This is a genomic window from Pedobacter sp. B4-66 (assembly GCF_018492665.1).
Taxonomy (GTDB): Bacteria; Bacteroidota; Bacteroidia; order Sphingobacteriales; family Sphingobacteriaceae; genus Pedobacter.
Map to the genome: position 1 here is coordinate 12,115 of NZ_JAFVME010000003.1, position 23,911 is coordinate 36,025.

Consider the following 23,911-nt stretch of genomic DNA (forward strand, 5'->3'; position numbering starts at 1 on the left):
GTTATGCTTAAAAATTACTTTAAAATAGCCATAGCAGTACTGAAAAGAAGAAAGTTCTTCACTTTTATCAGTTTGTTTGGTATCAGTTTTACGCTTACCATATTGATGGTAGCAACAGCATTTCTGGATAAAGCGCTTAGTCCAAGCTATCCGGATTTAAAAAGGAACCGATCTCTGTATATCACGAAAGTAACATTGGAAAGCTCTAAGCAGCATTGGATAAACAGTAGCTCGGCATCTTTTTATTTTCTGGATCGTTATGTTTCAAAATTAAAGGTGCCTGAGAAAATTGGAATGTTTACTTATTCAAATAAGGTTAATGCTTATGTTAACAATAAAAAGCTTGTTATAGAGAGTAAATATACTAATGCTACCTATTGGGAGATTGCCGAATACGTATTTCTGGAAGGCAAACCTTACACAGAACAACAGGTAGATAATGCTGAGCGAGTGGCAGTAATTAGTGAAACAACCAGAAAGAATTACTTTGGTGATCAGAAATCTGTTGTAGGAAAGTACATTGAGGCAGATAATGTAAATTATAGGGTGATTGGAGTGGTAAAGGATATGCCAAGGAGCATACGTAATTTTTACGGAGATCTGTACTTGCCGTATACTGTTTCTAAAGGCACTTACAAAGACGTAGGCTTAATGGGAGGTTTTGGTGCAGTATTATTAGCCAAATCAGAAAAAGATATTCCTAAAATGAAAGAAGAGTATTACCGAATGCTTGCAAAGGTTCCTACTGGCGATAAGGAGTATGATAGGTTATATGCACATGCAGATAATACAATTGAGCATTTGGTGAGGTCGTTGGCGGGCAATAATGAAAATGTAGGTATAGGTAGGTTACTAACATACGGTAGTTTACTTGTTCTATTATTCTTGTTGCTTCCAACCATAAATTTGGTTAACATAAACATTACAAGAATTATGGAGCGTTCATCTGAAATTGGTGTACGTAAAGCTTTTGGTGCATCCTCGAAAACTCTTGTGTATCAGTTTATTGTAGAAAATGTTATTTTAACCCTCTTGGGGGGTGTCATTGGTGTTGTTTTGTCTGTGATATCAATTTATCTCTTTAATCAGTCTAATATTGTTCCCAATCTGAATTTATCAATAAACTTTACGGTATTGTTTTTTGGATTTGTTGTCTGTCTGTTTTTTGGACTGCTTTCGGGGGTATATCCTGCATGGAGAATGTCAAGATTAAATGTAGTTAGTGCTTTGAAAGCACAATAAGGAATTATTATTTAAAAGAAATTATCATGTTTAAGCATTTATTTAAATTGATCTGGAATAAAAGGAAGCAGAATTTCCTGTTCTTGTCAGAAATATTGGTGTCCTTTATGGTCATATTTGCGGTGTTTTCTCTGCTAGTGTTTTATTATTTAAATTATATAAAGTCTAACGGTTTTGAATACAAAAATGTTTGGTCTATTCAATATACTAACCCATTAAAAACTTCAAATGCAGATTCTTTGGAAACTTTTTATGAGAATGTAAGACGCACAATAAAAGGATTGCCTCAGGTTGAAGAACTGTCCTTTTCAGCTTCTAATTATCCTTATTCAAATAGCCATTCAACTACTGGCTTTACCTATAAAGGCAAGGAATTGTCTCCTATAGATAATTATATGATTGAGGATGATTATCATAAGGTATTGGGCATGAGGTTGTTGTCTGGTAGGTGGTTTAATAAAGAAGACAAAATTGGTAAGAAGAGAAATGTTGTTATTAATTCGACTTTAAAGCAAGCAATGTTTGGTGATGCAGAAGCAGTAGGTGCTGTTGTGGGAGCTGACAATGAAAAGGAAACCTGGAAAGTTATTGGGGTGGTGGCGGATGTAAAGGCCAGTGGAGACTTCTTGCCAGCTGGAAAAGGATTTTACAAAAGACTGGATAGTGGAGCCTTTGGCTGGATAGGGACTATTCTGATTAAAGTGAGCCCCGATGCAGATGCTGCTTTCGAAAGCCGTTTGCATAAACTGCTGGCCAGAACTATACAGAATTCAAATTTGGAGATTCAGCATCTTGAAGACATGCGTGATTCAACTAATGAAGACACAATTATTCCGATGATTATTTGTATTACTGTAGCGGGCTTTCTTATCATTAACGTAGCTCTTGGTCTGTTTGGAGTGTTATGGTATAACATTAGCCAACGCAGGGGAGAAATAGGTTTAAGGAGGGCTATTGGAGCAACAGGCTCATCAGTATCATTTCAACTGGTCAGTGAGTCATTAATGCTGGCAACATTATCCATTATTGTAGGTTCTTTTTTTGCTTTGCAGTTCCCTTTGTTAAATGTGTTTAATGTACCTACGGCTGTTTACATTATTGCGCTGCTACTTTCAATTGCATTTATTTATTTACTGGTGATCTTCTGTTCTTTATACCCCGGAAAACAGGCGGCAGCGATACATCCTGCAATTGCATTGCATGAAGAATAATAACTATATTAACTTTGTATATGATATTGATTGTAGATGACGATATTGCTGTAAGGACTTCTTTAACTTTATTGCTTGAAAGCGGAGGTAATAAAGTTCAGGAAGCTGATAGTGCTGTGGGGGCTTTAAATATCATCAAAAGGCAAATGCCGGAACTGATTATTCTTGACCTTAACTTTTCCATTGATACTACAGGAAAAGAAGGTATGGAATTGCTGAGTAGTATCAGGCAGATTGATGCTGGTGTTCCTGTAATTCTGATTACAGGTTGGGCAAGTATTCAGCTGGCTGTTCAGGGTATGAAACTTGGAGCCAACGATTTTATAAATAAGCCTTGGAATAATGAACACGTTCTGCAATCAGTTAAAACACTACTTGAGTTAAATATCGCTAAAACAAAGAACAGCAGTCGGAAACAACTAGATAAGCAGTATAATTTTAAACAGATTATTGCGGAAGACCCTCGAATGCTTGATATATTGGAAACCATAGGACAGGTAGCAACAACTGATGCATCGGTGCTAATTCTAGGAGAAAGCGGAACAGGGAAAGAGTTAATAGCTGAAGCAATCCATGAGAATAGTTTGCGTCGCAATAAACCCTTTGTAAAGGTTAATCTTGGAGGGATATCTTCTTCGTTGTTTGAAAGTGAGATGTTTGGTCATGTCCGTGGTGCATTTACTGATGCGCGTTTCGACAGGACTGGACGATTTGAAATGTCAAACAAGGGAACTATTTTTTTAGATGAAATAGGGGAACTCGAGGCAGGTAGTCAGGTTAAGCTATTAAGAGTATTGCAAGATAGAACATATGAAGTATTGGGTAGTAGCCGTAGTAAAGTCGTGGATGTCAGGGTGGTGTGCGCAACTAATAAAAGCTTAAATGAAATGGTCGGTGCGGGCACTTTCAGAGAAGACTTGTTGTATCGCATCAACCTGATCACCATTAATTTACCGCCTTTACGTGAACGATCTGGTGATATACCTTTATTGGTAAATTTCTTTATTGATAACCTTAAAGAAATTTACAATCGCCCATTGTTATCGGTATCGGCTAATGCAATGAAATGGCTGCAACAATTAGAGTTACCGGGTAATATAAGACAATTAAAAAATCTGGTAGAGCGAACCATTTTAGTTTGTAAAAATAGCGAACTTGGTATTGATGATTTTAAGGCTCAATTGGAATTATCCCCAGTAAAAAAAGCAAATCTACAAATGCCTGGTGTAGGCAGTATTACACTTGAGGAGATGGAAATTGAAATGGTTAAGAGGGCAATGAGCTTTCATCAAAATAAGATTACCAAAGCTGCCGCCTCTCTTGGAATAACCAGAAACTCCCTATACCGCAGACTTGAGAAGTATCAGATTCCATTTAATGAAGCCGAAGATTAAACTTAATGAAGCTAAAGACTAAGTATATCCTTTTTATTGTCATTCTTCATCTTGTCTTTTTAGGGCTTAGCTATCTTATTCTGGAGAAGAATAAGGTGATTTTTATAGTTTCTGAAGTTTTGGTTATCATTTCGGTGGTGATCTCAATTGGTCTTTATCGACAGCTTGTTGAGCCTTTAAATTACCTGAGAGAGGGGATAAGTGCAATCAATGACCGTGATTTTAATGTTAAGTTTTTACCTACCGGAAAACAAGAAACAGATGAGCTGATAGATGTGTATAATGAAATGATGGATGCTTTAAGGGAAGAAAGGACAAAGCAGGAAGCGCAGCACTTTTTTCTTGAAAAACTGATCCATACTTCGCCTACAGGTATCGTTATACTTGATTATGATAACCTTGTAAAGCAAATTAATCCAAAAGCAGAAGAAATACTAGGTTCAAATCCAGAACTACTTTTAGCTCAGTTTGAACCGCTTCAAGTTGGAGAATCTAAAACTATAAGGATAGGTAGTTTAAATACCTACAAGGTTCAGAAATCTCATTTTATAGACAGAGGTTTTCCTCGCATGTTTGTGATGATCGAAGAAGTAACCACAGAGATTTTTGAAGCAGAAAAGAATGCTTATGGTAAAGTGATCAGGATGATGGCGCACGAAGTTAATAATACGGTTGGGCCAGTAAATTCAATCATTAATATGGCTTTAGATGCCAATGATATTTGGGCTTCTGCTGATAAATCATCTTTAAAGAATGCGATGCATGTAGCTGTGGCCAGAAACCAGAACTTAAATCTGTTTATGAGAAATTTTGCAGACCTAGTAAAGTTGACACCGGTAAATAAGCTTCAGGTTGACCTTGTCGCCTTAATTTATTCAGTCTCTGATTTTATGCATATTAAAGCAAAGGAAAGTGGTGTTAGTTTCGAATTTGAGTTATCAAATACTCCATTTTACATATCAGCTGATTCTCAGCAAATGGAACAAGCACTGATTAATGTAGTTAAAAATTCAGTAGAAGCTATTGAACAAGAGGGTGTTGTTCGGTTTGTGTTAGATATTAAATTAAAGAAACTGATAATCTCTGATAATGGAAGGGGTATATCAGAAGACTTAAATGAGCAGCTCTTTAGCCCATTCTTTAGTACAAAGAAAGATGGTCAAGGTATTGGCCTTACTCTGGTTAGGGAGATATTACTGAATCACGGTTTTGTATTCTCCTTAAAAACTCTACAGCCAGGACAAACAGATTTTGTTATTCAGCTTAGATAATCAGTTATTTACATTATTTATTTTTTTGCTTTTTCATTTTGATGTCATAACATCTAGCTGAAGACTTTATCCTGACTATTTTAGTATAATATTCAAAAGTTGAGATGTACCTTTGTCGACATCCTGAATGAGCATGTCCGGTAAATACCATTGGGTTAGCAGGATTAAGGCAAATGAATTACATAATGAAACATCAATTTTTTAAATATATAGGGTCAATTGTTTTACTCTTAGCATTTGCTTTTACTTCAAAAGCCCAGCAAACGGTTGTTAACGGTACGGTTACTGATGCTACAACAAAGGAAACTTTACCTTATGTTTCATTTTTAATTACCGGAACGGAAAAGGGTGGCAGAACAGACGCTGATGGACAATATAGTATAACGATTGGTGATAACCATACACAGGTTAAATTTAGCTATGTCGGTTATAAATCTGTTATTAAAACAATTACTCCAGGCAAAACACAAACTATAAATGTGCAGTTGCAAAGCGAAACCACCCAAATGGATGAGGTGGTGATTACAGCTGGCAAAAGACCAAAATATAAAAATAAGGATAATCCTGCAGTAGAGCTGATCAGGCAAGTGATTGCTAATAAATCGAAGAACCGTATGGATCATTATGATTTCGTAGAATATAAGAAATACGAAAGAATGATGTTTTCTATGAGTAATCTTTCTGATAAGTTTAAAAACAAAAGGATATTCCGTAACTATAAATTCCTGTTTCAGGAACAAGACTCTACCAAAATAGGGGGTAAAACTACGCTTCCGGTATTTCAGCAAGAGAAGCTTTCAAATAATTACTTTCGTAAAAGTCCTGAGAAACTGAAAACCATTGTAATTGCAGATAAACGGGTTAATTTTGATGAACGTTTTATTGATAATCAGGGCTTAACAGCGTATTTTGATAGAATGTATCAGGATATAGATATCTATGATAATAACATTTCTGTTGTAAGTAATCAATTGCTAAGTCCAATTGCCGATGGAGCACCTACTTTTTATAAGTTCTTCATTACAGATACGATTCAAAACCATAATCCAAAGCTTGTGGAGCTTTCTTTTATGCCAAGAAATAATACAGATCTATTGTTTGAAGGTAAGCTTTACATCACCTTAGATGGTAATTATGCTGTTCAGAACGCATACCTTACTGTAAATAAGGATATCAATTTGAATTTTGTTAGAGCGTTGGAGGCTAAGCTTGATTTTGAGCAAAATCCAGACAAACGTTATCACTTAAGTAAGAGTAATCTGATCGTTGATTTTGGCTTAAGTAAAAAAGGAGGAACAGGGTTTACTGGCGAGAGAACTGTAAATTTTAAAGATTATTTAATAAATAAGGAACACCCTGATACTACCTATCACGGTTCAGCAGTTCCTGTTGTAGTTGCTGACGCAGGCAACAGATCAGAACAGTTTTGGGTGGATAATCGCCCGGAGGCTCTGAGTGGTACAAATTTAAAAGTATATCATAATTTAGATACGTTGCAGACCATTCCATCTTTTAAGAGAACAATGGATGTGGTTACGCTTTTCTTTGCAGGCTATAAAGATTTTGGACCTTTTGAAATGGGGCCGGTAAACACTTTTTACAGCTTTAACAGTGTAGAAGGGTTTCGTTTACGTTTAGGGGGAAGAACTACTCCTGCACTTAGTAAACGCTATTATTTCGAGACCTATGCGGCTTATGGGTTTAACGATACAAAATGGAAGTATTTTCTGAGTGGAACTTATTCACTAAACAATAAGTCGATCTATTCATTTCCACAGAATTATGTAAGAGCAAGCTTTCAAAGAGATACAAAAATACCAGGGCAGGAATTACAGTTTGTTCAAGAAGATAACTTTTTGTTATCCTTTAAGAGAGGTACAAACGATATGATGTTGTACAATGATTTTTACAGAGTAGATTATGTACATGAATTTGAAAACCACTTTTCTTATAGCCTTGGTTTGCGTAAATGGAATCAATCACCTGCGGGATCTTTGTATTTTGCCACTTCAAGTGACAATAATTTGATTAAAAGTAATCAGATCAATACTTCAGAAATATCACTTCAGTTAAGGTATGCACCTAACGAAAAGTTTTATCAAAGCAAGATCTATCGTACTCCATTTGTGGGTAAGTACCCTGTTTTTAATTTCAGATATACGGCTGGCTTAAAAGGTGTGCTAGGTGGTGAATATAGCTACCATAATTTCCTAGGGAGTGTTGATAAGCGTTTTTACCTATCACAATTTGGGTACACCGATGTAACACTTGAGGGAGGTTATATTTTAGGTAAAGTACCTTTTCCGCTATTGTCCATTCATAGGGCCAATCAAACTTATGCATATCAACTGCAATCCTATAACTTAATGAACTTTTTGGAGTTTGTTAGTGATCATTATGCAAGCATCAATATTGATCAGAATTTTAATGGATTCTTCTTTAATAAAGTGCCATTATTAAAAAAACTGAAGCTTAGAGAAGTAATGTCATTTAAGGCATTATACGGTGGCTTGCGAAACGAAAATAACCCAGCATTTAACAATAACACAATGCAATTTGTACTTAACCAGGATGGTGTACCTATTACAAATTCTTTAGGTAAAGAACCATATATTGAAGGTAGTGTAGGTGTAGGTAATATTTTTAAAATACTGCGAGTGGATATGGTAAAACGCTTCACTTATCTTAATAACCCAATGGTTTCTGAATGGGGAATCCGCGCAAGAGTGAAATTTGATTTCTAAATAAAACGGGTGTTATCCGAATACTTTTGTTGATGAAATATCTGTTGTTTTGCTAAACAGATATTTAGAACTATGTCTCTCAACAACAAGGAAATAGCAAATCGAGTTACCGGACAGGTCATCAGATTTATACAGACTGCCAAAGATACAAACGGGGAGTTACTTGAGATGGAATCTCTTTATCCGCTGTTTTCTAAAGAACCTCCCGTACACTTCCATCCTCATCAGGAAGAATATTTCAAGGTACTTAAAGGAGAGCTTACCGTTCGTATAGGAAATGAAAGTCGCATATACAGGAGTGGGGCTACTATTAAAATAAAACCTGGAGTTAGGCATAGTATGTGGAACGAGGGACTCATGGATGCTCTTGTGAACTGGAAGGTATATCCGGCAATGGATACAGAGCATTTCCTTACGACATTGACTCAATTGGCCAATACTGGCAAAACTAATGATACAGGGGTTCCCCCATTACCAATACTCGTATTCCTACTAAAAAAATACAATCAAACTTTTCGTCTGGCCAAAATTCCTATGGGTGTTTTGACTGTAATGTCTATTCTATTTAAGCCCTTATTTAAAGTGCACAATTACAAAAATAAGTTTAATCAACCTCTCCGTTACTTTTTAGCGGGTAAGAGTAATCTATAACAAGTAAAAACAATCTAATTAAAATGAAAAGAAAACAATTACCTATTCTATTATTGATCCTTTTTTTGGGGCTTTCTGTTCAGGCACAGACAAAAAAACAAGCTGGCAAAAAGCAGTCAAATAAAACTATAGTACAGAAAAAAGCAGCAAGAGCAAACCCAACTGCGCAAGTTAATGAGACCACACAAACAGTTTCAACTGCGCAAACAAAACAAACTACAGAAAGCCAGTCTGCTAGCACTCCAGAAAAAGCGGTGAAATCTGTTGGAGCGCCCGCAGAAGAAAAAGGCGCTAAAGTGAATACTTCGGCAAAAGAAGAGAAAGTAGAAACTTCTTACAAAACCGCACTAGGGTTAAAGTTTTTGTGGGGTATTGCACTTACAGGAAAGCACTTTTTTAAAGAAAAGCATGCGGTAGAAGCGATTTTTAAATACAGAGGATATACGGGTGTAGGAGCGGATATAGGCTTAGGTGTCTTGTATGAATACCATAATGATATAAAAGGTATAGAAGGTTTAAAATGGTATGCTGGAGGCGGCGTTTATGCAGGAACCTTCTCTTTTAAAGACGAAATCTCTGATTATATGGATCAGTATGGGGAGGGCAGTAATTTTTATTTTGGCCTTGCCGGAGTTTTAGGACTGGAATATAAGATAGGCAGTTTGCCAATAGCAATTAGTGCCGATTGGCAGCCTAGTTTCCAGTTAAAAGATACCTACGGAAGCAGCGGTTTCTCTGCTGAAAGTGGTGGTCTTGGTGTTAAGTACACTTTTTAAATCCCAATTGTACAGTTTGTAGTTAGATATGCGAAACTCCTCTCCGTTAAGATTGCCTTTTTTGTGATGTCATTCTTATAACGGAGCTGGAGGAGTAGCATCAATGGTTCTAAAGGCTAAGCTTTTGCATAACCTAGAAATTCAAGTTCTTCGACTTCTTTTGTCAAATGAGTTTTTCCTCCTGTTAGAACATAAAGACTATCGCTGATCTCTATTATGTTTCTGAACATATGATCTGTAATTAACAGTCCTTTATTCATCTTTTCCTCATTCATTAGTTCCATAACAGCCTCAATCATTACTGGACTTAAATGAGAGAAGGGTTCATCCAGCATGGCAAACTTAGATTTTGCCTTTAGCACAATATACACTTCCACCAATCTTCTATTGCCACCTGATAGGCTTTTTAATGAACTACTGTTTCTAGATTTAAACTCTGGGAAACGAGATTCAAATTCGGAGAAATCAAGTTCAAAGTCGGCAAACACTCTTTTTAAACTTAATGTTTGAGGTATAAAATTAAATTGTGGAAGATACAACAGAAGGTCTGGTCGTTTATACGCTGCTAGAACAGTTAAATCATCAAAACGAATAGATTTGCTATTGGGATTTAGATTCCCATAAATAATGTTCATTAAGCAGGTTTTACCATTTCCGTTTCTACCTAATAAACCGGTTATTTTTCCGGTTTCACATTTTAAGTATATATCAGATAAAATTCGTCTTTCACCAAATTCAAGGAAAACACTATCAACTTCAAGTTTATGTATCATTTAGAGGCTACGTAAATTAAAAGAGTTATAAATAGGATGAAGTCAAAGGTTAATGTGCTAATCCATAAAGTAAGTTTTGGTATACCTAGATTTTGATAATAATAGAACTCCTTGCTTTTGTAATTGTTTATATAATAAATGATAATGCCGTAGGTAGCCATTTTGAACCAAAATATTAATGTAAAAGCGCCTGATCCGAGTTTAGATAACATATATGCAGATACCAGAGTTAATACAAAAGCTGTAGTGAAATAGCTCAGGTAAAAAGTGAACATTAGTCTTAATGTTTTAATTTTTAGCATTTTAATATTCGGTTGAATAGTTTAGAAGTGTTAAATCCGATGGGAAATTAAGCCTTCGGCACTTTGCTAAAGATAGTAAGAAGTTCTTGGAATATAGCTTTGGCTATTACCTAATTCCGTTGTACAATACAATTTCAGGCACTATTTATGTGCACTAGCAATTATAACCCTACTTACTCATGAATATTGAAACTAGAAAACTGACACTTGAGGATTATAATGATCTCAAAGAGTCTATGGAGCAGGCATATGATACCCTTGGCGGCCAAATATGGAGCAAGCAAACCATAGCAAAGCTGTTAAAACTATTTCCTGAAGGCCAGTTATGTATCGCTGTTGACAATAAGGTGGTGGCCTGTTCACTATCTATTATAGTAGACTATGATGAGTATGGAGACAAACACACCTATCAGATGATAACCGGTAGGTATACGTTTTCAACCCATGATCCAAATGGCGACACCTTATACGGAATAGAGATTTTCGTATCACCAGAATATCGTGGACTACGTTTGGGACGGAGACTTTATGAGGCTAGAAAAGAGCTTTGTGAAAGCTTAAATTTAAAGAGCATTATTGCTGGTGGTAGAATCCCAGGTTATCATGAGCATGCAGAGACCTTAAGTCCTAGACAGTATATCGATAAAGTAAAAGCTAAAGAATTGTATGATCCTACGCTTACTTTTCAATTGTCTAATGATTTCCACGTTAGAAAGGTACTTAAGAATTACCTTCCAGGCGACCACGAGTCTAAAGAATTTGCAACGCTAATTGAGTGGAATAATATTTATTATCAAGGAGTTGATGCTTCTGCGCGCTCTGCGAAAACCATCCGCATTGGTTTGGTTCAATGGCAAATGCGTCTTTTCCCTACCATGGAATCTTTTTATGAACAAGTAGAGTTCTTTGTAGATGCAGTGAGTGGCTACAAATCTGACTTTATTATGTTTCCGGAGTTTTTCAATACGCCACTTTTACAGCCGTACAACGATTTGCCGGAAATGGAGGCAATGCGCAAGCTGGCAGAGCTTACTGAAGAAATCGTAGTAAAAATTCAAGAGTATGCCGTTTCTTACAATGTAAATATCATTTCTGGCAGCATGCCAATCCTTGAAGACAATAAGCTATACAATGCTACTTATTTATGCCACAGGAATGGTAAAACAGAAGAATATAGGAAGATTCATATCACACCAAACGAGCAAAAGTATTATGGTATGGTAGGAGGTGATAAAATTCAGGTGTTTGATACTGACTGCGGAAAAGTAGGGATTTTGATATGTTATGATGTTGAATTCCCAGAATTGAGTCGAATTTATGCAGATCAAGGTATGCAAATCTTGTTCGTGCCATTCCTTACTGATACTCAAAATGGTTATACCCGTGTAAGAAGATGCGCTCAAGCGAGAGCTATAGAAAACGAATGTTATGTGGCAATCGCAGGATGTGTAGGTAATTTACCTAAGGTAAATAATATGGACATTCAGTTTGCTCAATCGGCCGTATTTACGCCTTCCGATTTTGCTTTCCCTACTAATGCAGTTAAAGCTGAAGCTACGCCGAATACAGAAATGATGCTTGTGGTAGATGTTGATCTTCACCTTTTAGATGAAATACATCATTTTGGTACCGTTAGGATACTTAAAGATAGGCGTAATGACCTTTATGAAGTTAAACTGCTTAAATAAGATAAATTTTATACTGCTATCTTTGCCTAGATGAAGTTAGCCATATACAGTTCCAGGTATTTTATAGGAATAGGAATATTCATATTCTTATGCTTTACCTTGATAGGGCTTTTTATGACCGGAAAGTTCAATAGTCGCACGGAACAGATCAGCATAGATATGGCGACTAAGGTTTATCAGCTGAAATCTAGCGTTGTTCGTAATGAATTTAATGGCTTCATGAGGGGATTAAATAACTCTGAAGCCATTATGAATAGGATTGCTTCTACAAGTGATTTTAATTCTTTAGAACAGGTTGTTGGATCATTATTATTGAGTCATCCAAAGATGAATTACGGTTGGTATGCTATTGCACATAATGGCGATACCACTTTTAAAGCAATTAGTAAAACAGGGAATATTTTTAAACAGAAACGTGTTTTGGAATATCAGCGTAGCTGGATCAAAAGCGAGATGGCCAGTAAAGACACCACCCTAAGAAGTGGAAAACTGATTAATGAGGATGATTCATTGCATTGGCTTGTTGGATCAAAGCATAAACTGGCCGACTCATCTGTCCTGATTTTTGGGTTAGATATTAATCTTAAGCAGCTGCAGCATTATTTGTGGAGTGTTGATACTACAGGTAGGGCATACGCATTTATTGCAAGCAAGGAAGGTTATTATATTACAAATCCTGAAGAAAAGTTAATCGGAACAAAGATGTCTGAACCGGTTACGCCATTAACAGGTAAAACGGTTTTAGGAGATAGCATTAGTAGTTACGAAACGGTAACTTCTGATTATTTGAAAATTCCGGTGGTTCGATATTACACTCCATTAAATATTTCAGGGATGAGCTGGGTGATGGTTGTTGATACTCCGTTTCTTGCCGTAGATGAGGATGTTAAGGTGATTGAAAAGTATGTTTTGTTTATGTTTATTTCGTCGGCTTTTATCATTTTACTACTTATTGCCTGGGCACAAACCAAATGGCAAAAAGAGTTTATGTTACGCCAGCAGGCCGAAATGAACAGAAAGGAATTGTCGATGGAGAAGCAAGCTTTAAGTCTTATTTCAGAACGACAGCAAAAGGAGAATGCGATTTTGCAACTGGATAAGCTTAAGGAAAAGGTGAATCCTCATTTCCTTTTTAATTCCTTAAGTTCCCTAAACGGACTAATAGATGAGCAACCTAACCTTGCAAAATCATTTGTTGTTAAACTTTCAAGAGTGTATCGTTACTTGCTTGATCCTGCTCCTGATGGACTAGCACAAGTATCTCAAGAGGTTCGTTTTGTTACAGAGTACTTCTTTTTATTAAAAATTCGCTTTGGGGATGCTTTAGAACCATTAGATATTCATATTTCTGATGCCCATGCTAATGGGTATGTACCTTTCATGAGTTTACAAACGCTGGTAGAAAACGCAGTTAAACATAATGTCGTTTCCAAAACAAATCCATTAAGGATTAGTATACAAAGTGATGCAGATGGTATTTGGGTTGTTAATAATTTGCAATTACGGAATGATGTTAAGGATTCAAGCAAGCAGGGATTGGACTATCTTCAGCAGGCTTATACTCATTTTGGTGAACTCCGTTTAAAGCATGGCATAGTGGGAGATGAGTACAGGTGTTTCTTACCTCTAATTAATATTTCCTTCACTCCTTAAAACTGCGCTTTCACTTCCTATAGTTGCGTGCTCACTCCTCATAATTTCATAATCTGCTAATTAAGAGGGATTTTGGTGCATGATTTTGGATAAAAAACCTTTGAAATTCGTTTCAATAGTACTCTTTTTAATTTTATGCGGAGCGAATATCTACGCTCAAAAACCTAAAAAACAAGCTGAACCCGTTGTAAAAAAAACACTTACTGATTCTTTAAAGAAAAAGTCGGACAGTGATAGTACCAAAAGCAAGAGCATGAAAACTTATGCTGAATTGCTTAAAAAAGCTACCACTGTAAATGGTTTGTTTAAGGTACACCAGGTTGAGTCTGATTACTATTTTGAGGTTCCTTTGAACCTGATGAACAAAGACTTTTTATTGGTTAACAAGATCTCTTCTGTGCCCTTGGCGCTTAACGAATCAGGTTTAAACAAAGGAATGAACTTTGAAAATAAGGTAATCCGATTTTCAAGAAATAAACTTGCAGGAACAGTATGGGTTAAAACCATAGTTCCTCAGGTAGAGTCTGTGAAAGGCGATGCCATTACCCGTTCGGTAAATGATAATTTTACAGGATCCGTAATTGAGTCATTTAAAATTGAAGCTTATTCACCAGACTCATCGGCTGTTGTTATTAAAATGAACAAAGTTTTTGATGGTACTGAGAAAAGCTTTAATGATGTATTTACTGATATAGGGCTAGGCACTGCTCCAAAAACATCGTTATCAGCTATTGAACGTATAAAAAGTTTCCCTCAAAATATTGTAGTAAGAGCATTATTAAGTACTAGAGTTACTGAGGGTCAAAATAGTATTCCAATTAGTGTTTCAGTAACTACTAATTTGTTATTACTTCCGGAAACTCCTATGAAGCCTCGTTTTTCAGATGATAGAGTAGGTTTTTTTGATACTCCAAGATGGTACTTTTCTGATAAACAACATAAAATGGAGGTTAGGAAATTAATCACCAGATGGAGATTGGAACCTAAACCTGAAGATTGTGCACGCTATTTGAAAGGTGAATTGGTAGAACCGGTTAAACCAATCGTATTTTATATTGACCCATCAACTCCACCGCAATGGAGAAAGGAAATTATTGCAGGGGTTGTTGATTGGCAAAAGGCCTTTGAGCAGGCAGGTTTTAAAAATGCCATATTGGCCAAGGAAGTTACAGATACAGCAGATTACGATGGTGATGATATTCGTTACTCGGAAATTACCTATGCTGCATCACCAAAATCAAATGCAATGGGGCCAGCGGTTGTTGATCCTCGTTCTGGAGAAATTCTGGAGTCAGATGTAATCTGGTGGCATAATGTAATGACGTCTTTGCAATATTGGATGCGTGTTCAAACAGGTGTTATCGATAAAGAAGTCAGAGGCAATAAATTGTCAGATGCGCGTATGGGACATGCCATTCGTTTTGTATCATCTCATGAAATAGGTCATACATTGGGTTTAAAGCATAACATGAGTGCTTCTGCTTCTTATCCGGTAGATTCTTTAAGATCGCCATCTTTTACAAATAGGATGGGGGGAACAGCATCTTCCATTATGGATTACGCACGCTTTAATTATGTAGCACAACCAGAAGATAAGGTTACCAATATTACTCCACAGATTGGTGTTTATGATAAGTATGCAATTGCATGGGGTTACAGATGGCTTGATGTTCAGGATGCTCATGATGAGTTACCCGTATTGAGCAGTTGGATTAAAGCTCATGCTAACGATCCTATGTATCGTTTCGGTCAACAACAGAGCAGCTTAAATATTGTTGATCCACGTTCTCAGTCTGAAGACCTAGGTGATGATGCCGTAAAAGCAAGTCGTTATGGATTAGCTAATCTAAAACGCTTAATCCCCCAAATAGCTAAATGGTCTGCAGCAGATGGTGAAGATTATTATCAAGCAGGTAAGCTATACATGGCTGCTTTAGGACAATGGCAAACTTATGCAGAGCATGTTGCAGGAAATATTGGTGGTTACTATTTAGAAAACACAGTAAGTGGTGATGGTAAAAATACCTATACACCAGTTCCTATCGCTGTACAAAAACAATCGCTTAATTACCTGAAAGAAGAAGTTTTTAATATGCCAGATTGGTTATTTAATAAAGCTTTGTTAAGCAAAACTTTCCCGGTTAAAGATACACCGTATGGACCATTTGAGTATGGCCCTTACAACTTAAGACGTGAGTTTCAGTATGGCATGCTTTATAGTCTGGTAGGTGAAGAACGCTTGCTTAGAATGCTTGAAATGGAATTGCTTCAGGGAAAGGAAAAAGTGTTCACTGCTTCTGAATTACTAAAAGAAATCAGGACTACTGTTTTTGCTAAAACAACTAAAGGGCTAAGGCTTTCTATTACAGATAGGTTGCTACAGCAGAACTACATTGATGTATTACTGGTAAGCACAGATAAAATGCTTGAAAAAGTGACTAAAAAAACACTAAAGGATGACACAGCCATGAACCTTCCAGCAGGTTGTGATCTGGGAATAGAAAAAGAAATTCCGAACTTTGCGCCTTCGTCAGATGTGAGTACTGTATCCGCTTTGAAGACCATTTATGTTAGTTCTATGAGTAGAACTTCGGATGTGGCAGCAGCAAAACGCGGAGAGCTTGTTCAAATTTTATCCTTATTGGAAAAATACAAATACACTGGTGATGAGGGTACAAAAGGTCATTATCAGGATTTGATTCTTCGGATTCGCCAGAGTCTTAAAATGAACTAATGTATACTCAATCAAACTATATATAATGAATAAACCAATACTTTTATTACTTCTTCTGCTTGGCTTTGGTCTATCTGGATTTAGCCAGCAAAAGCAAACAATTACCGGAAAGGTGATGGGGTCCGATGGGTTGCCAATACCTGGAGCATCAGTTTTCGTGGAAAAATCGACCATTGGAGAACAAACAGGAGTACCTGGCCAAATCCAGAATTCAGCTATCGGTACAGTTACCGATGTGGATGGTAAGTTTACTTTAAATGTCCCTGAGGGGACAGAAACTATTCGCGTAAGTTATCTTGGATATAACTCAGCGATGGTTAGCATTAAAGGTAAAAACAACGTAAATGTTACGCTTGAAAATGGTGACAATATACTTGGAGAAGTTATCGTAAACGGATATACCGATATTGCTAAACGTAAAAACACAAGTTCAGTGGCCAAATTGGAATACGATAAGATCCGCCAAACGGGGGTTTCAGGTATCGACCAAATGTTACAAGGGCAGGTTGCAGGTGTATCCGTAACCAGTTTAAATGGCGGACCTTCATCTGCGCCTAAAATTCGCATTAGGGGTACTGTATCTTTAAATGGTTCACAAGATCCATTGTGGGTATTGGATGGTTTACCATTAGAAGGTACCGACCTTCCGAAGAACATTATGGACAAAGAGAATATCGATCAGCTTCGTAATTTACCAATCGCCGGCTTAAATCCGGATGACATCGAAGACATCACCATTTTAAAAGACGCCGCAGCAACCGCTATTTATGGTGCCAGAGCTGCAAATGGAGTGATTGTAATTACCACTAAAAAGGGTAAAAAAGGTCCTGCAACCATAAATTTCAGTGCCAACACATTTATTGGAGAACGTCCTGATTTCAGTAAACTTAACCTGATGAATGCAGGAGAAAAAGTTGATTTTGAACTTGGACTAGCTTCCAGAGCAGATCTAACCTACAGAGATAACCTGGGTGCCGTTGCCAGAATATTAAACAAAACAGGCGAACTGGGAACTTACCGCAACAGCGGATTTTCCGGTCTTAAAACCGGCACACAAGAGCAGATTAATGCATTGAAAAATGTAAATACCGATTGGGGTAAAGAATTGTATCAATCTCCGGTAAACCAGCAATACACCCTTGGAATATCTGGCGGAACAGATCAAGCCAATTACTATTTCTCAGGTGGCTTTTATGATGAAAAAGGGTCAACCATTGGTACAGGTTTAAGAAGGTACAATACTACCTTAAAAACAAATTTTACAATCTCTCCTAAACTAAAGTTCGGCGCCGCCTTATTTGGATCAGTAACTAATCAAAAAAATTACTTAACAGAAACCAGTGCATTCACAAGTCCATCCAGATATGTGAGAAATGCAAACCCATATCTGAGCATCAAAGATGCAAATGGTGCCTATGTATATGACCCGGATATCCAGGGATCATCAACTTTAACAGGTGATGTTTTTGTTCCTTTTAATATTATCGAAGAGCGTGAAAACACCAGGTATAACCTAAACAGCAAAAGCTTCAAAGGAATTTTTGATGTAAATTACAAAATCATTAAAGAACTAAATTTTCGTTCAGAAATGGGCCTGCAATTTGAAGAAAACGGTTCCGAAAAGTATGGCAGTCAGGACACTTATTACGTAAGAAAGTTCCGTGAAGGTACTCGTTATTACAACTCTGCTACTAAAAAATACGAATATTTCTTGCCACAAGGCGGTGTAATTCAGAACCAAAATACTTCTTTCTTTCAATACAACTGGAAAAATATCTTTGAATTTAATAAAGTAATTAATGAAAAGCATGAGATTGAAGCCTTAGCAGGAGCTGAGTTCCGCAGAACAAGGAATCAGGGAATTATGACCAGGGGATTTGGTTATAATGACCGTACCTTAACCAGCCAGGAGATTATATTTCCAAATTCAAACTATACTAGTGGTTTAAGTAGTCCATATAGGGCTTACCAAAAGAACTTGCTTGAAAACGCCTATGCCTCTTTCTACGGTACCCTTTCTTATACCTATGATCGAAAATATACAGTTTATGGAAGCGTACGTTATGATGGATCTGATCTGTTTGGTGTAGACCCCAAATACAAATACTTACCTATTTATTCTGTATCTGGTGCATGGAATGCAAAAGAAGAAGATTTCGTTAAGGATGTAAAATGGATCTCGAACTTACGCGTAAGATCATCTTATGGTATTCAAGGAAATATTGACAAAAACACTTCTCCATATGTAGTTGGTGTATATGACAAGACCACTATTTTACCTGGAAATACAGAACCGACTATCAATGTAAGCAATCCGCCAAATCAAAAACTGCGCTGGGAAAAAACAGCAACGTTTAATGCAGCTGTAGACCTTGGTATATTTAACAATGCGGTACAAGTAACTGCAGAATATTACAACAGATCTAGTAAAGACCTGATTGGTGTTCAGGAACTATCTTTAGAAAACGGATTCGATTTTACCAATGCAAACTGGGCACAAGTTAGAAACAGAGGTTTTGAATTGACCATTTCTACCAGGAACATCAGCTCCAAAAACTTCCAGTGGTGGACAGATTTTAACTTTGCCCATAATAAGAGCAAGGTGATCAGAGAGAAAGTAAGTTTAAAATCACTAACCCCTTCAAAAGAAGGTTATTCTATCAATCCATTGTTTGTAATTAAAACAGCAGGATTAGATGCCAATGGAATTCCTCAATTTGTTCAAGACGGCAAAGTAGTTTCCCTGGAGGATTTCTACAAACTGTATGATCCATATGCAGATTTCTTCCCGGGCCAGTTGGCACAAAGTAATCTGAGTGATAAAGAATATCAGAACTTATTTACTTACGTTGGAGACCGTGACCCGAAATACACAGGAGGTTTAGTTAACCGTTTCCGTTACAAAAACTTTGACTTAGCTATTGCAGCAAACTTTAACTTAAGTCAGTGGGTTATAGAAACGCCACCTTACAATCCTGCATCATTAGACCGTGGTCAGAATTACAACAAACAAGTATTAAACGCATGGAGTCCAACCAACACTAGCAGTAACTTGCCAGCAATCATTGGTAACGATACAGGTGACGGTAGTCGCTGGATGGCTTACAGCTGGTTAAATGGGAATGACCCTGGTTATTCTTATAACAACCTTGACATCTGGGCTAAAAAAATGAGCTACATCAGGATCAACAGCATCCGTATGGGCTATAGCCTTCCAGCTAAAATAGCAGGAAAAGTGAAAGCAAATACTTTAAGAATCAGCGTAGAGGGCAGAAATATGTTCGTATTCGGATCTGATTACAAAGGTTATTTCGATCCGGAAACCTATGGTAATATTTATGCTCAACCCATCACAAGAAGCGTATCTATTGGTTTAAATGCAACTTTTTAATGTTAAATCAAATGAAGAAATTAATCATATTAAGCGCAGCATTACTTACACTAACTGTAAGTAGCTGTAAAAAATTCTTAGAAATAGAACCTACAGGCAAGGTAATTCCAACTACCGCAGAAGATTTCAGAAGTTTAATGACCTCTGCTTATGCCAACTTCCCTAAGCACAAAGCCTTGCTTGCTTTACGCACAGACGAATTAACCTTGGATGAATATAGTCAGGATTTTCAAACTGTACGTGATATCTATACCTGGCAGGACGCTAATCCGGATGGGCTAACTGCTCCATTTCCATATGCTCAGTTTTATAAAACCATTTTTTTTACCAACCAGGTCATTGCAGATATCGACAATAAAGTAGGTGTTACGGCAGTAGCCAGTCAGATTAAAGCTGAAGCCTATATTTTAAGAGCATATTCGCACTTTGAATTACTTAATTTATATGCCAAACCCTATGATAAAGCAACTGCAGCTACAGACCGTGGCGTACCGCTTGCAACAACCATAGACATTGAGCAGAAATTTCCTTTAGCTACTATAGAAGGTGTTTATACGCAGATTTTCTCCGACCTAGCTGCTGGTGAGCAATTACTAAATGTAGATAAATGGGATAGTGGAACAAATTATCGTTTCGGAAAAACCGCTACACAAGCACTTTATGCCAGGATATATGAATTCAGAGGAGAATGGGATAAAGCCCTTACCGCTGCCCAAGGCGTGCTGCAAACAAACAGTGCACTCGAAGACCTCAATGTTACCGAAAGCCTGCTGCCAAACAACTATCTATCTAAAGAAAACATCATGTCGATGGAAGACGTAATGGATTCCAGATCTTCTAATGTATCATTTATCTCAGCCCATTTACTTGGTATCTACAATCAGACAGACGATCTTCGTTTCTCGAAGTACTTTAGCAAATCCGGTTCAGATTACGTTTCCATAAAAGGCAATTCCAATGCTTTAAAAATCACTTTCCGTAACGCAGAAATGTACCTGATTGCTGCAGAAGCTGCATTGCAGACCAACAATAAAGACCTGGCATTACAACGCTTGCTTGCGCTGAAAGCAAAACGCTTAAAACCGGCATATTATCAAACGGAAGCAAGTCGGATCTCAGATTTGTTGCCCGAAGATTTAATGACAGAAATCCTTGCGGAACGCGAGCGTGAATTTGCCATTGAAGGCCACAGATGGTATGATTTAAGACGTTATGGACAATCACAAATCAAACATACTGTAAGCGGAAAAGATTACTTACTGCTTAAAAATGACCCAAGGTATACGGTTAAATTTCCACGAGAAGCTTTGGCTAATAACCCAGAACTGAAATAATAACATCGCATTTAAATAATTTCTTCAAACTCTGGTCTGTTTTTACAGGCCGGAGTTTTTTTTTACATTTACTTCCTAATAATTTAAGCATGACTGTACTGATTATTGAGGATGAAGAGCTGGCTGCAACTACGTTGCAGAATATGCTTAAGCATATTGATCCTAAGCTTCAGGTTCTTGGTATTTTAGGTACAATTGAGGATGCGGTAAACTGGTTTAAAAGCAATACAGTTGATCTTCTTTTTATGGATGTTCATCTTGGAGATGGAGAAAGTTTTCAAATATTTAAAGAGGTAGTTATTAATAGTCCTGTTATTTTTACGACAGCCTATGATCAATACACACTTAAAGCTTTCAAAAATCAAGGTATAGATTATCTTTTAAAACCTTTTGATGAAGATGATGTTCGAGCGGCACTGACTAAACTGAATGGTATTTTAAAAACTAAAGAGTCAAATGTACTACCTCAAAAAATAGATGAACTATTTGGGAAGACTCGAAACCGCTTTATGGTAAAAGTTGGTAAGCTGATTAAAACAGTAGCTGCAGATGAGGTTGCATACTTTATGGCTGAAGATAAATATCTCTTCCTGGTAACTAAAGATCAGAAAAATTACATAATAGAAGAGACGATAAGTAGTTTAGAACCTAATCTTAATGCTACTGATTTTTTTAGAATCAACCGCAAGTTCATTATTCATATCAATTCCATTAAGGAAATGTATAAGCTCTCCAGAAATAGGGTTAGAATTATCCTTTCTCCAAAACCTGCTGATGTAGAAGTAGTGGTTAGTGAAGAAAGGGCTGAAGCGTTTAAAAATTGGCTAAATCAGTAATACAACCTATCACGTTATTTTGTTAAGATGACTTTGCGTCCTTCTTTCGCTGAAAGTTTAGCCGCCTCCAAAATCTTTACCACAATTAAATTGTTGCTTAATGACGATAAATCATTATCTGGTTTTATCTCATTTTTTAGTATAGCAGAAAGATAGTTAAGGTGATTGCTATAAATAGGAGATAGGGGTTTGGCCTCTTCAAGTTGATAGTCTGGTTTTCCATTTTCTTTAGTGCGTAAAGTATTGGAGTTTACAGCTTGTATGTATCCGGTTTTGCCAAATACTTCCATGTCTTTTATACCAAAAGGCCAGTTCCAGGAGCCTTCAATTATTCCTGTAGCCGTAGGGTATTCAAGTAATATGGTTGCATCATCATCAACATTTGGGTAAATATCTTTCTTAATCTGGTGCGTTATTGCTGTAACTGAAATGGGAGCTTTTCCATTCATAAGCCAGGTCATAAGGTTTGCACCGTAACAACCAAAATCTATAATTGCGCCTCCACCATTTTTCTTTGGGTCAGTAAGCCAGCTCAGAAACTCTTTGCTTACTCCAATCTCCTTAGGACCTTGATGACCATCGTGGGCTACTATTTTTCTAATATCACCTATGGTATTGTTTTGTTTAATTCGGTTATATGCTTCCTGATTACTCGGATACCATGTGGTTTCGTAGTTGGTTAGTAGATGTATCTTATATTGCTTGGCAAGTGCAGCCATACGTTCTGCATGTTTTACAGATACGGCTAGGGGTTTTTCTACCATCACAGAAATTCCGAGAGGAGCTGCGGCTTCTACCACCATTAAATGGTCTTCAATAGCATTGTAGGCTAGTACTACATCAGGTTTACGATGTTTTAATAATTCTTTTAAGTCGGTAAAAAAGACTGAGTCAGCAAGTTTAAAACGTGTTTTATACCTTTCAACCAAAACCGGATTCTCTTCTGCAATTCCTATGATGTTTACTTCGCCTTTACGATAGCTGTCCATAATTAGGTTTACGTGATCGTGACTAAGGCCAGCTAATACAACATTTAATTTAGATTGTGCTTTAACTTGTAATGAGAAAAATGCCAAGAGGAAAATGGCAAGGTACTTTTGCATATAATGATTGTTAGATTTTATTTATTCACTTACTTTGCTCCATATTTCATAGATTTTTGCGCCTTTGCTGCTCAATCCACTATGGTGCCACTTGCCATCCTGTAATTTTCCATCAAACACTAATGAAACTCCTACACGGCTGTTGTCTCTTGAGAAAAACTCAATTTGTTCTGTATATTTTCCATCTTTAAAAGTGTATGAACCGCCTCCGGTTCCGGAAAATTCCTTTTTATCAGGATCTATTGCAACCCATTGAAATTTCTTTCCTGTAAGTAATTTGTAGGTTTGACGGGAACCGGTTTGGTGAATGTCTGCAACCTTTCCATCTTCTTGCATCCTACCGGTTATACGCCAAACACCTGCTAATGGCGCTTTTCCATCATCAACCCGGTTAAAATTCACATGCCCAGCGGGCACATCCATAGATAGCTTATCGGTAGAAACTTCAAAGGGAATATTTAATTCTTCTCCAACAGTGGATGATTTGGAGCTATTAAAATATAGTTTAGCTTTAATATTGCCGTTACTTGTTTCGTAGCTGCCACCACGCGACATTATAAACTTGTCGGCTTGATGCACTGTATGTATAAAATAGCCATCTTCAAAAAAAAGCTGATGTTGATCTGATCCATCATTGAATTCCCATGCGCCGTTTAGAGAATTAGTTTGTGCCTGAACAGTTGTAAAGGAAATGCAAATCGCAAATAGGAGCGAGATTAGGTGCTTTTTCATAATGGTTTAATTTATAGGTGGTTGTGTTAAAGATAGAAAACATTCCATGATTTCGAAATTTTATCTACAGTATTTC

At 36.9% G+C, this 23,911-nt stretch carries 16 protein-coding genes; 13 read left to right on the forward strand and 3 right to left on the reverse strand.

What is annotated here, in order from left to right; all coding sequences use genetic code 11:
* The first annotated feature begins 3 nt into the window (after positions 1–3).
* From J1905_RS04585 to J1905_RS04615, 7 genes are all read left to right on the forward strand, one after another.
* The gene (locus J1905_RS04585; protein WP_214226063.1) at positions 4–1,242 is read left to right on the forward strand and encodes an ABC transporter permease; all 1,239 of its coding nucleotides are present in this window, start codon (positions 4–6) and stop codon (positions 1,240–1,242) included.
* A 26-nt stretch (positions 1,243–1,268) separates the two neighbouring features.
* Positions 1,269–2,453: an ABC transporter permease gene (locus J1905_RS04590; RefSeq protein WP_214226064.1), complete on the forward strand. Its 1,185-nt coding sequence runs from the start codon at positions 1,269–1,271 to the stop codon at positions 2,451–2,453.
* 20 nt (positions 2,454–2,473) lie between these two features.
* Positions 2,474–3,847, forward strand: a complete 1,374-nt coding sequence (locus J1905_RS04595) for a sigma-54-dependent transcriptional regulator (protein WP_214226065.1) — start codon at positions 2,474–2,476, stop codon at positions 3,845–3,847.
* Between the two features lie 5 nt (positions 3,848–3,852).
* Positions 3,853–5,118: a sensor histidine kinase gene (locus tag J1905_RS04600; RefSeq protein WP_214226066.1), complete on the forward strand. Its 1,266-nt coding sequence runs from the start codon at positions 3,853–3,855 to the stop codon at positions 5,116–5,118.
* Positions 5,119–5,303: 185 nt separating this feature from the next.
* Positions 5,304–7,862 (forward strand): DUF5686 and carboxypeptidase-like regulatory domain-containing protein, encoded by a 2,559-nt coding sequence (locus J1905_RS04605; RefSeq protein WP_214226067.1) that lies wholly within the window; start codon positions 5,304–5,306, stop codon positions 7,860–7,862.
* 72 nt (positions 7,863–7,934) lie between these two features.
* Positions 7,935–8,513 carry a cupin domain-containing protein gene (locus J1905_RS04610; protein WP_214226068.1) on the forward strand — a complete coding sequence of 193 codons (579 nt, stop codon included), beginning with the start codon at positions 7,935–7,937 and terminating at the stop codon, positions 8,511–8,513.
* Positions 8,514–8,536: 23 nt separating this feature from the next.
* Positions 8,537–9,289, forward strand: a complete 753-nt coding sequence (locus J1905_RS04615; RefSeq protein WP_214226069.1) for a hypothetical protein — start codon at positions 8,537–8,539, stop codon at positions 9,287–9,289.
* Between the two features lie 116 nt (positions 9,290–9,405).
* Here J1905_RS04615 and J1905_RS04620 read toward each other — a convergent pair whose 3' ends face one another.
* Positions 9,406–10,062, reverse strand: a complete 657-nt coding sequence (locus J1905_RS04620) for an ATP-binding cassette domain-containing protein (RefSeq protein ID WP_214226070.1) — start codon at positions 10,060–10,062, stop codon at positions 9,406–9,408.
* A gap of 481 nt (positions 10,063–10,543) precedes the next feature.
* Between J1905_RS04620 and J1905_RS04625 the strand changes: the two genes are divergently transcribed.
* From J1905_RS04625 to J1905_RS04650, 6 genes are all read left to right on the forward strand, one after another.
* Complete coding sequence (locus tag J1905_RS04625) at positions 10,544–12,052, forward strand: bifunctional GNAT family N-acetyltransferase/carbon-nitrogen hydrolase family protein (protein WP_214226071.1); 1,509 nt, start codon at positions 10,544–10,546, stop codon at positions 12,050–12,052.
* Between the two features lie 30 nt (positions 12,053–12,082).
* Positions 12,083–13,705, forward strand: coding sequence for a sensor histidine kinase (locus J1905_RS04630; RefSeq protein WP_214226072.1), 1,623 nt, complete (start codon positions 12,083–12,085; stop codon positions 13,703–13,705).
* Positions 13,706–13,784: 79 nt separating this feature from the next.
* Positions 13,785–16,439 (forward strand): zinc-dependent metalloprotease, encoded by a 2,655-nt coding sequence (locus J1905_RS04635; protein ID WP_214226073.1) that lies wholly within the window; start codon positions 13,785–13,787, stop codon positions 16,437–16,439.
* A 25-nt stretch (positions 16,440–16,464) separates the two neighbouring features.
* Positions 16,465–19,830, forward strand: coding sequence for a SusC/RagA family TonB-linked outer membrane protein (locus J1905_RS04640; RefSeq protein WP_214226074.1), 3,366 nt, complete (start codon positions 16,465–16,467; stop codon positions 19,828–19,830).
* An 11-nt stretch (positions 19,831–19,841) separates the two neighbouring features.
* Complete coding sequence (locus tag J1905_RS04645; RefSeq protein ID WP_214226075.1) at positions 19,842–21,164, forward strand: RagB/SusD family nutrient uptake outer membrane protein; 1,323 nt, start codon at positions 19,842–19,844, stop codon at positions 21,162–21,164.
* An 89-nt stretch (positions 21,165–21,253) separates the two neighbouring features.
* Entirely contained in the window at positions 21,254–22,000 is a 747-nt protein-coding gene (locus tag J1905_RS04650) for a LytR/AlgR family response regulator transcription factor (RefSeq protein WP_214226076.1), read from the forward strand.
* 14 nt (positions 22,001–22,014) lie between these two features.
* Here the strand turns inward: J1905_RS04650 and J1905_RS04655 are convergent, their stop codons facing one another.
* Both J1905_RS04655 and J1905_RS04660 read right to left on the reverse strand, forming a co-directional pair.
* The gene (locus J1905_RS04655) at positions 22,015–23,103 is read right to left on the reverse strand and encodes a Gfo/Idh/MocA family protein (RefSeq protein WP_214226077.1); all 1,089 of its coding nucleotides are present in this window, start codon (positions 23,101–23,103) and stop codon (positions 22,015–22,017) included.
* 21 nt (positions 23,104–23,124) lie between these two features.
* Positions 23,125–23,835 carry a DUF4488 domain-containing protein gene (locus J1905_RS04660; RefSeq protein ID WP_214226078.1) on the reverse strand — a complete coding sequence of 237 codons (711 nt, stop codon included), beginning with the start codon at positions 23,833–23,835 and terminating at the stop codon, positions 23,125–23,127.
* Positions 23,836–23,911: the final 76 nt, after the last annotated feature.